Here is a 15,288-nt window from a genome sequence, read left to right on the forward strand (position 1 = left end):
ATAGCTTTTGCTGAGCAAGTTAAGCTATGTTCTGTTGATGTGAAAGACTTTTTGGGCATCAGCGTCAATCCCAAGGCTAAGCCAATGGAAGTGGTGCAGTATATTTTAAGGGGTAAGCTGGGCTTTACTTTGCGGCGAGTTCGCCAAGAAAGGTCAGAGGAACGAGATGCTTTGGGTAGGCAGAAACGTATTAGGGTTTACCAGTTTGAGTTTCCCCAGGATGGCAGGTCGGCGATTTTTGAGGCTTGGCAGCAGCGGGATACTTTGGCAGTGTCTTTGGTGGAAGGTGCTACTCAGTGTTTAGAAGGGGTTTCTAGTGGCACAGGGTCGGATAATAATATAGGGATGTCAGGGGGTGTGCCTCCCCTTGGTTTATCTCAACAAAATAATGAGGTGGGAACTGCTGGCACAGGGTCGGATAATAATATAAAGATATCAGAGGGTGTGTCACCTCTTGGTTTTCCTCAACAGAATGATCGGGTGGGAAATGAGATGAAAACTGTCGGCACAGGGTCGGATAATAATATAGGGATGTCAGAAGGTGTGTTTTCTGAGGATGTGCCTCAACAGAATGATCAGGTGGTCTCGGCCGGCACAGGGTCGGATAATAATATAGGAATGTCTGAGGGTGTGTCGCCTCTGGGTGAGGAATTGCCTCACGCCTCTCAAGTGTTCGGAGTGGAAGCTGAACCCGCAGAGACATTAACAACAGAAGGGATGGGAGTTGCAGCTTCATATCAGGTGATAGAACCCGAAAATCACGCTATTCCCACTTATGAGGCAAAAGTACCCCAAATAGCACCGTTTGAGCTGAAAGTTGGCTCGGTGGTGAGGTTCTGCGGTGAGGTTCAGAAATATGTCGTTAGAGCTGTTTCTGGGGCTCAGGTAATGGTGAAATCCCTGCTTTCGGGGCAATTCGTCAACACTTATGCACACCGCTTAGAGCTTGCAGAAGGGGGGACAGGTTGACACTCTCAGGACGGGGCTTTAGACCCAATTTTCCCGTAAGATTGTAAATGCCGTCTGGTCGCCCCTATTTTATATTGTTAAATGAATCGCACGATTCCCGAACAAGAATCCCTCACCGTCGAGTTTAAGAGCGATCGCACTCGCCTGCCAGACAAAGACCTGATTGAAACCGTCGTCTGCCTTGCCAATACAGACGGTGGCTCCATTTACCTCGGCGTTGAAGATGACGGTCAAATAACAGGTTTGCACCCTCAACACCAAAACCTGTCCACCAAAGCCGCCATGATTGGCAACCGCACCAACCCCCCAGTCAGCGTGCGCGTTACAGCATTGCTAGAAGCAGGTCAAACCATTGCCTGCATAGAAGTCCCCAAATCAGCTCGCATCGTCGCCACGTCTGACGGACTCCTGCAACGCCGCCGCCTGCAAGTAGACGGAACACCCCAATGCGTCCCCTTTTATCCCTACGAATTTGCCACTCGCCAGTCAGACTTAGGCGTTCTCGATTACTCCTCATTACCCATCACCGGATCGTCTGTTGCCGACTTCGACCCCCTGGAACGCGAACGTCTGCGACAATTAATAGAGCGATATGGGGGCGATCGCACTCTGCTATCCTTAACCGATGAAGAACTCGACGGCGCTTTAGGGTTCGTGCGTTCTACCGATGGAATTCGCTTCCCCACCGTCGCCGGAATGCTGATTTTAGGACGAGAAAGCGCCCTCCGCGAACACTTACCCACCCACGAAGTCGCCTTTCAAGTCCTCGAAGGCACCCAAGTGCGAGTCAATGATTTTTACCGCACCCCCTTGCTAAAACTGTTTGAGCGAGTTATGGAACAGTTCGAGGTGCGTGTCGAAGAAGATGAAGTGCAAATCGGTTTATTTCGCGTCCCCGTTCCCAACTACGATCGCCGCGCAAGAAAGCGAAGCCTCAGTCAATGCCCTCATCCACCGAGATTACACTAAATTGGGAGCCGTTCACATCCGCTGGGAAGATTACGGAATTACCATCAGCAACCCAGGGGGTTTTGTTGAAGGTGTCAGTTTGGATAACTTGCTAGTCGTAGAACCCCGACCGAGAAACCCCTTTCTAGCCGATGCCATTAAAACGCATCGGACTCGCCGAACGAACTGGGCGCGGTGTAGATTTAATCTATCAGGGGTTATTGCGCTACGGAAGATCCGCCCCTGATTATCGAAGCACAAACTCTCATTCAGTTGCCGTCAGACTGCCAGGGGGGGAAGCCGACTTAGGACTGTTGCGCGTAGTGATTGAAGAGGAAAATCGCAGTCATTGCCCACTCCCCGTTGACTCTTTAATCGCGATCGGATAATTGCGACAAGAGAGGCGGTTAGACACGGCTACTCTTGCCCGTGCCATTCAGCGAAACGAGGCGATCGCCCGCAGCGTGTTAGAACGATTAGTTGAAGCTGGTTTGGTAGAAGCGCGCGGCGTCAAAAAAGGACGCACCTACACCCTTAGCCCCTTAGTTTACCGAGAACTGGGACAATCCGCCGATTACGTTCGGCAAGCTGGTTTTGAACCCATTCAACAAGAGCAAATGGTGCTTCAATATGTAAGGACTCACGGCAGAATTACCAGAAAAGAAGCTGTGGAACTTTGTCGCATTAGCGAAGACCAAGCTAGTCGCCTGCTGCGGAAGTTGACTGGTGCCAACCAGTTGAAATTAGAGGGCCAAGGCCGCGCGTCATATTATGTTGTTTTCTCGCTATAAAACACGCGATGCGCCTATAAAACACGCGCCGCGCCTATAAAACACGCGATGCGCCTATAAAACACGCGCCGCGCCTATAAAACACGCGCCGCGCCTTTTGAACACACATCTTTAGAGTCTGTGGAGGAAAATAGCGTTCGTTAATTTGGGCATTTAGCCCCTTATTCCAGGGTATTGGTACTATAGTCCAGGTGGGAAGTTGGCGACCTTTGACGCACAAAACAGTACAGATGAATCGGGTACAATACCTTTAATATAGGTACTGTGACCAGGCTAGTACCTATATTAAAAATACTTATATAATAGACCTAAGCGACTCAATGGCTATTACAGTGGTGCTTTTAAATCAATGAAATCTTTTGAACAGACTTTTTTAACCCAGCAACCGATTACCCAAAAACTCCTACAGACAATTCGCTTAATTGGGGAGTACAAAGGTAAACAGGAGTTGTACAAACAACAAGCACCACAAGTGCTAGAAACTTTGCGGCAAACTGCGATTATTCAAAGTACCGAATCTTCTAACCGCATTGAAGGAATTACCGTTCCTCTGGCGCGAATTCGCAAATTAGTAACGGAACGCACAGCACCAAGGGATCGTTCAGAACAGGAAATCGCGGGCTATCGGAATGTGCTAAATACAATTCACGCTAGCTATGGTTATATTCCATTTACTCCGAATATTGTTTTGCAGTTTCATCGCGATTTATATCAATTTAGCGTCGGTTTAGGTGGCTGTTGGAAAACAACAGAAAATCTAATTACGGCAACCACAACTGATGGTAGACAAATAGTGCGATTTACTCCTGTTGCCGCCTATGCCACATCTCAGGCTATGGAAGAGTTGCATGAGAAATTTAATCTATTTTCCCGTGAAGGTGAGATTGAACCATTGTTGTTGATTGCTAGTTATGTTCTGGATTTTTTGTGCATTCATCCATTTCTGGATGGTAACGGACGAATGGCAAGATTGCTGACGCTATTATTGTTGTATCAAGCGGGTTATGAAGTAGGGCAGTTTATTAGTTTAGAACAAATTGTGGAGCGCACCAAAGAAAGCTATTATGATGCCTTGTACCAATCTTCTCAAAATTGGCATGAGGGGAAGCATAGCTTGTTGCCTTGGTGGGAGTATTTTTTAGGCGTAATGTTACTGGGAGCTTATCGAGAATTTGAGCAGCGGGTTGGGGTGATTGGAGGAGCAAAAGGAACGAAAACGGCAATGGTTTTACAGGCAATTGAGAGTTTGCCTTGGGAGTTTTCGATGCGAGAGTTACAGCAACGTTGTCCGGTGGTTTCTGTGGATTTAATTCGTCGCATTTTGCGTCAAGAACGGGATGAGGGAAGGATTAAATGTGTGGGACGGGGAGTGGATGCGCGGTGGCGAAAGTTATAGACAATTTAGTGGCCGACTTGCCAAAAGCTTTACAAGAGATGAAGGGTTTCTCATCTCATATGTCTCTTGTATATGAGAAGTTTTGCGGAATCTTACCCGAACGAGCAATTTGTGCAACAACCTGTTGCACAAATTGCTTTACAATAAACAGCCATTATTGATTAAGCCTGGTTTATTGCTGTGAGTCAACACCCTGTCTGGACGCAAATCCGTCGATCGCACCAGCCACGAGAGCTAGTATCATATAGCACATGGTACTAGAAAAGAAGCTCAAACTCATCCGTGATGTCGAAACGGGTATCATTGCTCATCAGGTCTGCTGCGTTGGGGTACTTCACACTGGTTTGGGCTCTTCAATTGCAGCGAAGTGGCCGGTGGTTGAGTTGGAGTATCGGCGCTTCTGCGGCCCCGATGCAGGTGGAGCGCGTTTTGTTCTCGGTAAAGTCCAAATGGTTCGGGTTAGCTCCACTCCTGAGTTATGGGTGTGCAGTATCGCGGGTCAAAACCTTCACGGCAGTAAGAAACGCTATACCGATTACGATGCCTTGGCGCTCTGTTTATCTAAACTCCACCACAAATCCCTGGAATTGGAACTAACTCCTTTCCTTCCCTACAAGCTTGGATGGTCTGGGGGACGGGGCGAATGGAGCGTTGTCCGCCCCCTCATCGAACAGCACTGCCCCAATGCCGTTATCTGCATTGATTGACCTGCATTCACGGGGACACAAGAGTGCGTGAATGCAGGCCGCCGTTAACTATAAAGAAACACGCACCGCGCCTTTTAAACACGCACTCCCCATAAAAGAAACACGCGCCGCGCCTTTTAAACACGCATCTATAGAGTCTGTGGAGGAAAATTGGGTGGGGACTGCGCGAGCTCATCTCCGCTCACTTGCTCATTTTAAGAATTGACATTAATAATTTACTAAAATTAGCTTTTTAGCTTTTTATTTAAATTTATAAATAAAATTTACTAAAATTAGCTTTTTATTGAATTAAATATTGACTAATTTCGTTTTTTAGATGACGATATATAGATAAAACCCCATGTCCCTAAAGCCATGATCGCAGTCGCCATCGCGTCCCTGTCCGGGGGGCAGGGCAAGACAACCGCATCTCTATTCCTGAGCCGCCTCCTAGCGAGCCGGGGCTATCCCACACTGGCTATCGACGCCGACCCCCAACACAACCTGACCACCTACCTGGGGCTAGAACTGCAACCCAACCAGCCCACCTTGCTGGAAGTTCTCAAAAAATCCGTGCCCATCGAAGACGGCATCTATCCAGTCGAAGGTAGCGACAACTTGTTTCTAATTCCCTCCGACGACGGACTAGACGCCGCCGCCGACTACCTACCTATCCAGCAGCGGTGTCGGCGCTACCCTGTTGCTGCGCCGCCTCGAACCTGTTGCCGAAGCCTTCAAATTTTGTATCATTGACGCACCCCCACAGCGCTCGCAGATTTGCCTAACCGCAATCGGTGCCGCCGACACCGTAATCGTACCCGCCGAAGCTTCCGTCAAAGGCTACGGTTCCCTAGTGCGGACACTCGACTTGCTCAACTCCATGAGAGATGTCAAAGCAACCAACGCTACCGTACTAGGAGTGCTGCCCTTCCGGGACCGCTGGATTGGCAACACTCAAACCCTAGAGAGCCGCCTAGCCGTAGAAGGAATGAAAGACGAAGTTGAAAACGAATTAATTCTCCCTTCAATCCGAGAATCCGAACAGTACAAAAAAGCCATTAACAAACGCCAAACTCTCAGCGAATTAGGACATCCCGACTTAGAATATCCCTTTGAAATTCTGCTCGCCAAAATCGAGTCTCTTTTACAACAAAAAGTACAATGAGTGACAGCATCCTCGACCAAATTCGCTCCAACCGCAAACGAACAGTTGTTCCAAGCCGAGAAGATACTTTAATCGCCCCAAAACAGGAGAGCGAACAAATAGCTCAACAGTTAACTCCGGCGAACGCAACTTCGCCTAACGAAGCTTCAAGCGAAATCCTAGCGAACGAAACTTCGGCGAACGCAACTTCAACGAACGCAACTTCAAACGAAACCACTAATCCCAATTCAACATTAGAAGAGTTAAAAGCAGAACTCGCGAAACTTCCGCCAACTCGTCGCCATTCTGCAGTTGTTTTAGATGCAGAAATAGATGCTAACTTGACAAGATTTTGCAAAGAAAAAGGAGTGACCGTAGAAGTATTTTTAGAATCTGCCTGGCTGCAAGCAGAAGCTTCATCCGAGCTGATGGAAAAAATCTTAGTAGAAGCCAAGTGCCGCTACGATTCCAGAAAACTTGCTGGGAAGTTGAGGCGGCTGATTACAATGCTATCTGGGCGCTGATAGGGAGATGCTACTGCCATTAAACAGTTAACAGTTGATAGTTGATAGTTGTCCACACTGTTAAAAGAACGAGTGGAAAGGCACGCAATCAAAAAAGCCGTGAGTGGTTTAATTACTGCGATGAAATAACGGACATTTCTCGCAAGTTATTTAACACGGCGCTGAAGTTTGAGGATTTGTGCGAAGTGAGGATTGTCCCCAAAACGGGATGTTATGTTGTTGAAGTAGTTTACTCTGAACATGACAACAGCCAATTCTTCTGTAGCTTAAACCCAGAATTAGCGGAGGCTATTGATAAAGGAACTATAAGTTTCATCAGAGTCCTAGATGTCAGTCTTGTCCACCTTTTATAGTGCGTCAGCACTTAACGGGAGAGAACGTCACAAAGCGCTAAAACTCCAAATGCTGCACGGCCCGCCGCTTAGTTTCCTCCCCGCGCCTGTCATATTTGGCCGTAGTTACCGGAGAAGCATGACCCGCCAACTTTTGTACGGTGACAATATCCACCCCAGCATCGAGGAGGTCCGAGCAAAACGTGCGCCGGAAGTCGTGGGGACTAAAGGACTCCACCCCAGCGAGAAACGCCCGCCGCTGCACAATCTTCAACACACCATCCTCCGTCATGCGCCGGCGCTGAATTTCTCCTCCCTTCCGAATCGGGTACAACAGAGGCCCAGTCGCCTCTCCTCTCAACTCCAGCCACTGGGACACTAAAAGGCAAGCAGACTCCGGGAGATAAACCGTCCTGTCTTTCTTGCCCTTGCCCTCTCGGACGAACAGCGCTCCCGTAGATAGGTTGAAATCTCGCTTCAAGAGATTGACCGCTTCAGAGCGACGGATGCCGCCCCCTCGCAAGATAGCAATCAGCGCCTTGTCCCTAACATCAATAGGGGTCTTACCAGAGCAGCTTTGCATCAATGCAGCAATCTCACAGAGCGTTAGCGCGCGCCCCCTAACTTTTCCCGATTGCTTGATACTCCTGACATCCACCGCTTTACTGTAATCTATTGGGTCGATTAAATCCAACCGCAGAGCTTCCTTCAACACCCGTCGCAGGGCGCACAGCATTTGGTTCACCGTCGCGGGAGCGTACTTTTTCTCAAGGGCCGAGCGCAGAGCCGCCGTATGTTTGTAGCGCAATGCCGCCCAATTCAAAGTCATTGCGTCACACTCCCCACCTGTCAGCATTCGGGCCATGATATTGAGTCCTTCTCTCATGGTTGCCTTTGACCGCTCGCTACCCAAACTGTCGAGGTACACTGCAGCCGGGTGCTGAGTCAGGGGTACCGGACAGGGCAGATTCAATGTTTCCGGCTGTTGCTCCGAGAGTAAGTTGAGCATTTACTCTTTCAAAGTGATATTATAAATACTAAATCTTACGCCGAAAAGGCGTTAGCGATCGATTTGGCTCTTCCCTCGTGAACCCTCACCGTCTGGGAACGGACTCGTGTGTTTGCTCCTGTTCGTAGAAGAAGAACACCTTTATGCAGCTTTAGCCTGTTTTTTTGGGCTAGTTGCTGTGAATGACCTGATATTGCTTTATTGCTGGTGGGTGGGAGAGTTATGCTCCGTGGGGGGAATTTTTGGGGAGTGCGATGATCGCCAATGGCTGTAATGATATGATGGCGGAATGGCAATCAATACTGCTCGGTTAAGCATTTTCGTGGCTATGATATGTCCGAAGAAGATATCTTTCACAATGCTGTTCGTTCAGCTTTAGAAAAAGAGGGATGGATCATCACTCACGATCCTCTTTTTATCAAGGTAGAGGAACTTGATTTTTTTATCGACTTAGCAGGGGAGAAAATTTTAGCAGCAGAGAAAGATGGCTTCAAAATAGCTGTAGAGATTAAATCTTTTATCGGTGCATCTGATTTAGCCAGCTTTTATATAGCTCTGGGTCAATTTCTCAGCTATCGTTCTGCCCTGAGAAAGAAGCAACCAAATAGAATTTTATATTTAGCAATAAACCAAGATGTGTATAATGATTTTTTCAGCTATCGTTTTATTAAAGAATTAATCGCTGAACATCAGCTCAAATTACTCATTTTTGATGCTATTCAAGAGGGGATACTTTTATGGAAAGAGTAAACTACAGAGAATTAATCCAAACAATTCTGTCTCAACACTCAAGGAATGACTTGGATACTGAAACAGAAGTTCAATTACTTTTTGATACCGAACGGGAGCATTATCATGTGGTTCATTTGGGCTGGGACGAGCAAAAACGGGTTTACGGCTGTGTGATTCACGTTGATATAAAAGATGGTAAATTTTGGATTCAGAGGGATAGAACGGAAGCAGGAATAGCGAATGAGTTAGTAGCCGCCGGAGTTCCCAAGGAAGATATTGTTTTAGCTTTTAAAGCCCCTTACGTGCGTCAATTTACTGAGTTTGCATTGGGGTAATTGGGATACGGAGGATTTACATTTTCATCAAAAATAAAGTATTTGGTTTTGTCACGCGATCAAAACTTACGCTCATAAACCGGGTTGATCTGAAAATCCTGTGATTGGAGATGTCGAGGAATCGCACTGGGGAAGAAATTCATAATCCGGGTTAGCTACCCCCTTTATCATCGGCAGAAAGATACTCACTTTCTGCGATCGCAGAATAATCTGCGCGAGCGTTATTTTTCCCTCAGCAGGATTGTCAGCTTCCCGCTATCTTGGCAACAAGCCAAGACTTCTGGCTCATAAAATATGCAAAAAGATCATAATTTCAGTTAAGAGAGTGAAAATAACGATCGCATGGTTACGGGCGAGATTGAAGGACGGGAAAATGCCCCTACATTATTCGGAGGCCGGAAAGAGTGATCGCTCTTTCTGGAGCTTCCCCGGCAAACCTGCGGACTAGAGCCCAGCGAAAGCTCTGTGCGAAGCCGAGGGTTGCTTCATGTTAGCGTGAGGATATTAATTGAAAGGTTCTTGCTATGAAGCAATACAAAAACTTTTCCCATCACTGGACACGACGGCAACTGCTCGAATTTGGGCGTTGCATTTCAGGGGGCGACAAGCGCCCCTGAAGGGTGTCCCTTTGGCGCAGTGAATAAACGGCCGCTTCCATCAAAACCCAGAGTTCTGGGTCTGCCATCGTTTCCACGGATGCCAACAACGAAGGGTACAAAGAAGCGCTCGTCACCCCTGGCGTTGCAGCAGCAGCGGACACCTCAACCGTTAGCGGTATCGGTATTTGTGTCATGATTGAAAAACCTCATTAATGTGAGTGCCACACCCCGCCCCAGAAGATTTCCAGTCAGAGGGAGCGGGGTTTGATTTTGGTGTTAAACTATGCCTGTGTATGCACAAATATGCTTATGTATGCACATACATAGCACTTTTATTTGGGTATTGTCAAGCCCTATGATGAAAATTGTTGTGCATACACAGACAAATGACCAGAAAACCCGCAGAACGCAGCGCTTGGGGCGAAAACAAAGAGCGCTACAGCATTTTTGTAACTCCCACCGCGATGAAGGCGATCGACACCAGGGCTGAGGCTCTTGACATATCGCGCTCTGAATTCTTGGAACAGTTCGCCCGTCAGATGGTGGGGATGACCGATACTGAAATAGCAAAGGAGGATAGGGAGGAATTGACCAAAAGTCTTGGAGCAGAGTATCGCATTAGCCCGCGAAGAACTTGCTGGCAGGGGTTTGTTTCTCAAGCGCAAGGCTAAGGGCGATCGGGTTCAATTGCTAAAAAATCAAATTATGGAATGGGAAACACTACTTGAAAAACTAGGTTGAACTTTCGTATACACCAAGCTTGGACTGTCGGAGTTTAGTGTATAGGCCACGTAGAGCGCGATGAAGCGTCAAAGGAGTTTTTGATGAGTGAATCAGTTAGAGCCGTCAGGGCTTCCGTGCAAATAGGTTCCCTCACAGTCGATGGGTTTATGTTGCCAGACGGCAGTTACCGGATGAGCCAAACACAGGCGGCTGAGTGTATTGGGGATGATCCAGTTTACGCCAGAAACTTTTTAGGTTCTAAGGAGGGTAAAGCCATACTGGGTGAGGGTTTTACGCCAGAAACTTTTGAAGTTGACCCCACGGGACAAGTCAGAGGACAAACTCGCATTCGGGGATGGCCCTTAAGTGTTGTTTATGCTTACTGGATTTACCGCTGTTACAGAGGAGTTAAACCTGCTTTTGACTTAGTTGTGGCTTTGGGTACTGAAACATTAGAGCGCCGATTTGACATAGCTTTCGGCGTTACCCGCACCGAATCCGAACGCAACGAACTGCTTGGCGAGCGAGTCCAGCAACTCGAACGCGACTTGCGAATGTTGGGCAACGCTTACTCTGCTGAAGACGAAATCCGGTGGGAACGCGACTACTACGAGCGCCTGCTTAGAGAAAACGGCATCAACCCTTGGAGAATTCCGGGATCTGAGGATGAACCGGGTTAATTGCGCTCTGCAACAATTAGGATTTTTCGATTCGGAAATTCTTTGCCAGCTAACGCTCGCTCGCAATACGTCCGGGTATAGAATTTGAAAAGGCTGTTGTCAACAAGCGACCGCCCCCAACGATTAGACCAGACAAAAAAAAGTCCGCTATCTGTTAGAAGAGACGGCAGACAATCAAAAATAAAAAACTTTAGATTCATCATAGTCTATTTCTGCCATTACCGCCAAATTTGCACCTTTGCACATCAACGGTAGTTACAGCAGAGCCGTCTCTTCTACATTTAGCGGGTTTTTGCAAAAAAACCAGTTAGCACCGCTATGAGTAGCGAGAGAGGCATCTATGAACGTTGTTGCAAATCAATTTTTATCAACTACCACGTACCTTTGCCCCAAACACAAGAGCCACATTGAGAGCCGGGGGCTGTTGAATGATTGGAGTTACGCCAACTGCCGCACCGTATCTGCGGATGAGGCATCAGTTTACTTGGGTTACGCGGCCAAGTCTGGTGGCATCTTCTTTATCGGTGCAGGCACACAATTTCAGTTCCGGCCAGACAAGCCTTGGAAATCAGAAAGCTGCAAAAAAGCGCCCAAATATCGCACACCAGTGGGAGAATACGACGCATTCTTGCCCCAGCATCCCACCGACAAAAACTACTGGGATACCGAAAATCTCAAACAGCACTGCTACCGCATCAACGACCATCCGTGCATTGTCCTCACTGAAGGCCCGTTCAAAGGAATCGCCGGGTGCGCTAACGACATCCCAACTATTGCACTGCTGGGCGTTTCAATGGGTCTAACCTCTAAAAAAGGAGACATTCAAGGCAAGCGCTACTTGGTCGAAACTTTAGAAAAGTACGCCCGTGCTGGCTTCGGGTTTATCTTTGCCTTCGATGCCGACGCAGCCACCAACCCAAACGTCACCTGGGAACAGAGGAAACTCGGTCTACAGTTGCTCAAGTTCGACGTTCCGGTCTACAGTGCAACTGGAGGTTGGGATGCGGGCACCGAAGGCGAGACAAAAGGCATGGACGATTTGATTCAACGAAAGAGCATTGAAGCTTTTAGAAAAGTGCTGGCCACGTCCGTTACTTTTAAGGACTGGGAATCAAAAACCTTTGGAGGCGACGGCGGCAGCGGTGGAACTAGAGACAGATACTTAGTCCCCAAGTCCACAACGTTTGAGGTACACTGCCTCAAGAATTTATTCGGAGATGATTGGATAGTTGTCAATGATGCTTTCTACCAATGGAACGGTCGCTATTGGCAATTGCAAGATGAAGCGGACGTGAACAAACTCATCGGCGACTTTACGGAGAATTGCTACGAAACAGCAGAAGTTGGCAAAAAGTTTAAGTTCGGCACCAACAAATTCTTAGATTCGGCTTTTAAATATTGCCGGAAGGTGCTGCACCAGAAGGTTGACACTTCTCGGAACCACCTCAAATCATTCTCCAACGGTACTGTAGATTTGAGAACTGGCGAACTATTCCCACACGACAAGGAACATTACCTGCTTTCTTGTTCCCCCTGCGATTACGTTCCGGGGTCAGAATGTCCAGCCGAATTTAAGCAATTCATACTTTCTGCCTACGGTGTCGAGCAAGTAGAAGTCATCAGGGCCGTAACTTCGATGTACTTAGACCCAACCGCACCTTACGGGAAGTTTGCTTACTTGATTGGGGATAGCGGTAGCGGGAAAGGCGTGATGCTGCGGACTTGGGCAAACTTACTTGGCGAAGAAAACAGCGTTAGTTCCAATAGCTTGACCGAACTGACAAAACCTGAAGGCCGGCATCAATTATTAACTGGTAAATCCTTGTTTTACATCCCCGATGCTGGCGGATTTCTGAGCGGGCTCAAAGCTTTTTACGAATTGGTGGACAATGGCGGCATTTCGGGACGCGCTCTATTTTCTGCATCGGCTTACCAAAAAAAATGGAACGTGCGATTTGCGATCGCCTCCGTCGAACACATCCAAACGGAGAACAGTGGCGATGGTTGGGACAGGCGCTGCATTCCGTTGCAAACCCGCGCCCGAACGGCAAGCATCGAAGATCCGGAGCTAGGCCGCAAACTATCGGCAGAGCTGGGTGAGATCGCTGGTTGGGCGCTATCAATGGACAAGACAGAACGCAATCGCATTTTGCTCGTACCGTCAACCAACCCGTCAATTGTCGCGTTGAAACAGGATGGCGCAATTCTAGGGGATAGCGTCCGTTCGTTTGTCGATCGCTGTTTGAGAGCGGGGGGCGATAGTTACGTCGGCAGCGACCTGCACAGTTGGTATGTGGCATATTGCAAAGCCCACAATCTCTTGCCAAGCGGTTACAACAAATTCGTTCACCACTTGCAGCGAGTATTGTCAAATCACTGGCGAGCTTCCGAGGTTGTGCGAGAAGGCGACAAAATCAAGCGCATTCCGGCTCAGTGGCGGGGACTTCAGATTTTACCGTGCTTTGTTGATGTAGCCATCGCGGAGGATGAAGGTGGCAGCAACCGACCGCACATCCCGAACTGGGCTTGCATCAAAACTATTTGTGCTGATGGCGGATTGCAAGAATTAACTCAAACCCGCACGGTTACAGGCACTTCAGCGATTGCAGAAATTCCAGCACATTCTCAAATAGCCCAAACCGTTGTGGTTACAGACGTTACAAGCAATTCTGAAATTGTTACAACATCTAAAAACGCTACAACCCGCATGGTTACAGACGTTACAGCGTTACAGGATGAAAGTAGCCAGTATGAAAAGACCTCATCATACGAGATCACAGATGATCTTAATAACACGGCTGAAGGTGAGCCCTTAACTGATGTAACTCCTGTAACCACAACTGTTACACACACTTTTGAGTCCTCAGCACAATCCTGTAACAGCTCAAAAACTTGTAACAACCCTCAGCTATCCGAGCCAGGGACGATCGCCCCGGAGGAATCCAAACCAATAGAGCCAACCGAACCAACAGAGCCGCCGAGCATCCCGATGGTGAATTGGAATGTCGGCGAGCGAGTAAAAGTTTCGACCCAGTATCCAACTCAAGAATATATAGACGAGCGGGCTACCGTAGTTAAGGTGTGGAGCGATGGGCTGTGCCGGATTGAGCTTGACCGCGAGATTTCAGTCATTGGAGGTAAACCTACCAAGCAATTCAACCTTAACGGGCGTTACTTAGTTTCAGAATTTGCGGCCGACTCAAATCTCAACGAAGAGGAACTAGAACTCGTTAACCTGATGCGGTTCGCGGTTACACAATCTGACTCCCTAGTTACCGATGCCGTGAAAAAATGTCTCACGGAAACTTGCGACAAAGGTTTCGCTAACCGAAAAAAAGTTTGGTTCGCGTTGACGGCGAGTGAGCGAACTGTATTTAAAGCGCTACTAGCTAAGTTAGAAGCTCAGCTTCAGCCGAAACAGTTACCTCACACCCCCGCCCCGGTCGAGTCCGAGCCAAAAACTCTATCTGCCCCAATCGAACTCTCGAAGCGGGAGTGGGAACAGCCGACAACAGAAGCAGTGACAGAAATCGAACTCTCGAAGCAGGAGTGGGAACAGTCATTTGTGCCTCACGCCCCATTGGAATCAGAGCCAGAACCGGAGTTGCCAATCTTCACAGCAGATACTGAAGCGCATCAGCTTGATTTGCTGCCAGATTTCAAGCCGCTTTCAGACTCCGACGGGAGATTTTCGCCCGAATCTGAAGATTGGGCTTAATCCAAGAACACACTGCGAGCCTTGTCCCGTCTAGGCTTTCGTCTCTCTATATCGATCTTGGCTCTTAGTCAGCTTCACTCCAAGTAAGTGAGTTATTCCCATGAAAACATTTGTCGAATTCCAGCAGACTTATCTGTTCGCGACTCGCACCGTCGAGAGAAGCCGCCATCAATCGCATCATGAACAACCGCGAGCATCAAATATCGCAGGCGAAACTCGCAATCGCCACCGCAAACCGAAAACTTGAAAATTTAGAATCTTCGCGGATAGTGTTCCAAAGAAGAGCTGAGTACGAACAGGAACCGCCCGATGTGGGGGAGTTGCGGGAGGAATTGACCGCCCGTCGCAGCGACTGGTGACCGCCTATCAACTTCCTGAAATTACACCCTCTAAACGCGAGAAGCGGCTGCTGCGAGCGAGCAAGTCAAAGAATTCGTTGAAGGCGTGATTCTGAGTCTCAGTACCGAATCAATAATCAGGTGGAATCCACCAGGGGGGGTGTTGACGGGGTGGCAAGCAGATTGAAAGCAAAGGTGCGTCAAGGTTTTGAGTTGAGTGACCAAGCGAAAAGATACGCTTGCTGTAATTCAATCCAGATGCAGCAACTTGACTATTAATTCAATTTAGATGCAGCAACTTGACTATTAATTCAATTTAGATGCAGCAACTTGACTATTAATTCAATTTAGATGCAGCAACTTG

Annotated in this window: 17 protein-coding genes and 1 pseudogene; 16 read left to right on the forward strand and 2 right to left on the reverse strand. The window is 48.1% G+C overall.

The genetic code is table 11. From position 1 onward, the window contains the following. The 10 genes and pseudogenes from QUB08_RS29145 to QUB08_RS29185 all read left to right on the forward strand — a co-directional run. A pseudogene (locus tag QUB08_RS29145) lies at nt 1-969 on the forward strand (hypothetical protein); the annotation flags it as partial. Nucleotides 970-1,050: 81 nt separating this feature from the next. Beyond that, on the forward strand, nt 1,051-1,938 hold the full coding sequence (locus QUB08_RS29150; RefSeq protein WP_333229417.1) for an RNA-binding domain-containing protein: 888 nt from the start codon (nt 1,051-1,053) through the stop codon (nt 1,936-1,938). Then, nucleotides 1,835-2,164 (forward strand): ATP-binding protein, encoded by a 330-nt coding sequence (locus tag QUB08_RS32230; protein WP_445300966.1) that lies wholly within the window; start codon nt 1,835-1,837, stop codon nt 2,162-2,164. Before QUB08_RS29150 ends, QUB08_RS32230 begins: the two co-directional genes overlap by 104 nt. Beyond that, the gene (locus QUB08_RS29155) at nt 2,070-2,306 is read left to right on the forward strand and encodes a hypothetical protein (protein WP_333229419.1); all 237 of its coding nucleotides are present in this window, start codon (nt 2,070-2,072) and stop codon (nt 2,304-2,306) included. The genes QUB08_RS32230 and QUB08_RS29155 overlap by 95 nt, the downstream gene beginning before the upstream one ends. Further along, nucleotides 2,307-2,708 carry a hypothetical protein gene (locus QUB08_RS29160; protein WP_333229420.1) on the forward strand — a complete coding sequence of 134 codons (402 nt, stop codon included), beginning with the start codon at nt 2,307-2,309 and terminating at the stop codon, nt 2,706-2,708. Nucleotides 2,709-3,057: 349 nt separating this feature from the next. Next, nucleotides 3,058-4,104 (forward strand): Fic family protein, encoded by a 1,047-nt coding sequence (locus QUB08_RS29165; protein WP_333050509.1) that lies wholly within the window; start codon nt 3,058-3,060, stop codon nt 4,102-4,104. Between the two features lie 251 nt (nt 4,105-4,355). Then, nucleotides 4,356-4,811 (forward strand): hypothetical protein, encoded by a 456-nt coding sequence (locus tag QUB08_RS29170; RefSeq protein ID WP_333229422.1) that lies wholly within the window; start codon nt 4,356-4,358, stop codon nt 4,809-4,811. A gap of 354 nt (nt 4,812-5,165) precedes the next feature. Then, on the forward strand, nt 5,166-5,543 hold the full coding sequence (locus QUB08_RS29175; RefSeq protein ID WP_333229424.1) for an AAA family ATPase: 378 nt from the start codon (nt 5,166-5,168) through the stop codon (nt 5,541-5,543). After that, nucleotides 5,491-5,955 (forward strand): ParA family protein, encoded by a 465-nt coding sequence (locus tag QUB08_RS29180; protein ID WP_333229426.1) that lies wholly within the window; start codon nt 5,491-5,493, stop codon nt 5,953-5,955. The genes QUB08_RS29175 and QUB08_RS29180 overlap by 53 nt, the downstream gene beginning before the upstream one ends. Further along, complete coding sequence (locus tag QUB08_RS29185; RefSeq protein WP_333229428.1) at nt 5,952-6,458, forward strand: hypothetical protein; 507 nt, start codon at nt 5,952-5,954, stop codon at nt 6,456-6,458. The genes QUB08_RS29180 and QUB08_RS29185 overlap by 4 nt, the downstream gene beginning before the upstream one ends. A 390-nt stretch (nt 6,459-6,848) precedes the next feature. Here QUB08_RS29185 and QUB08_RS29190 read toward each other — a convergent pair whose 3' ends face one another. Further along, complete coding sequence (locus QUB08_RS29190) at nt 6,849-7,799, reverse strand: tyrosine-type recombinase/integrase (RefSeq protein ID WP_333229429.1); 951 nt, start codon at nt 7,797-7,799, stop codon at nt 6,849-6,851. A 333-nt stretch (nt 7,800-8,132) separates the two neighbouring features. Here QUB08_RS29190 and QUB08_RS29195 point away from each other — a divergent pair, with 333 nt between their 5' ends. Then, nucleotides 8,133-8,549, forward strand: a complete 417-nt coding sequence (locus QUB08_RS29195; RefSeq protein WP_333229431.1) for an element excision factor XisH family protein — start codon at nt 8,133-8,135, stop codon at nt 8,547-8,549. Next, a complete protein-coding gene (locus QUB08_RS29200) occupies nt 8,537-8,866 on the forward strand; it encodes a XisI protein (RefSeq protein ID WP_333229433.1) in 330 nt (109 codons plus the stop codon). Before QUB08_RS29195 ends, QUB08_RS29200 begins: the two co-directional genes overlap by 13 nt. Nucleotides 8,867-9,416: 550 nt before the next feature. Here QUB08_RS29200 and QUB08_RS29205 read toward each other — a convergent pair. Then, a complete protein-coding gene (locus tag QUB08_RS29205; protein ID WP_333229435.1) occupies nt 9,417-9,659 on the reverse strand; it encodes a hypothetical protein in 243 nt (80 codons plus the stop codon). A gap of 192 nt (nt 9,660-9,851) precedes the next feature. Here QUB08_RS29205 and QUB08_RS29210 point away from each other — a divergent pair, with 192 nt between their 5' ends. From QUB08_RS29210 to QUB08_RS29225, 4 genes are all read left to right on the forward strand, one after another. Then, nucleotides 9,852-10,136, forward strand: a complete 285-nt coding sequence (locus QUB08_RS29210) for a hypothetical protein (RefSeq protein ID WP_333099370.1) — start codon at nt 9,852-9,854, stop codon at nt 10,134-10,136. Between the two features lie 153 nt (nt 10,137-10,289). Then, complete coding sequence (locus QUB08_RS29215) at nt 10,290-10,868, forward strand: hypothetical protein (protein WP_333229437.1); 579 nt, start codon at nt 10,290-10,292, stop codon at nt 10,866-10,868. A 340-nt stretch (nt 10,869-11,208) separates the two neighbouring features. Further along, entirely contained in the window at nt 11,209-14,586 is a 3,378-nt protein-coding gene (locus QUB08_RS29220) for a DUF3854 domain-containing protein (protein WP_333229439.1), read from the forward strand. 110 nt (nt 14,587-14,696) lie between these two features. Next, nucleotides 14,697-14,945 carry a hypothetical protein gene (locus tag QUB08_RS29225; protein ID WP_333229440.1) on the forward strand — a complete coding sequence of 83 codons (249 nt, stop codon included), beginning with the start codon at nt 14,697-14,699 and terminating at the stop codon, nt 14,943-14,945. Nucleotides 14,946-15,288: the final 343 nt, after the last annotated feature.

The organism is Microcoleus sp. BR0-C5 (assembly GCF_036705045.1).
In the GTDB taxonomy this organism is placed as follows: Bacteria; Cyanobacteriota; Cyanobacteriia; order Cyanobacteriales; family Microcoleaceae; genus Microcoleus.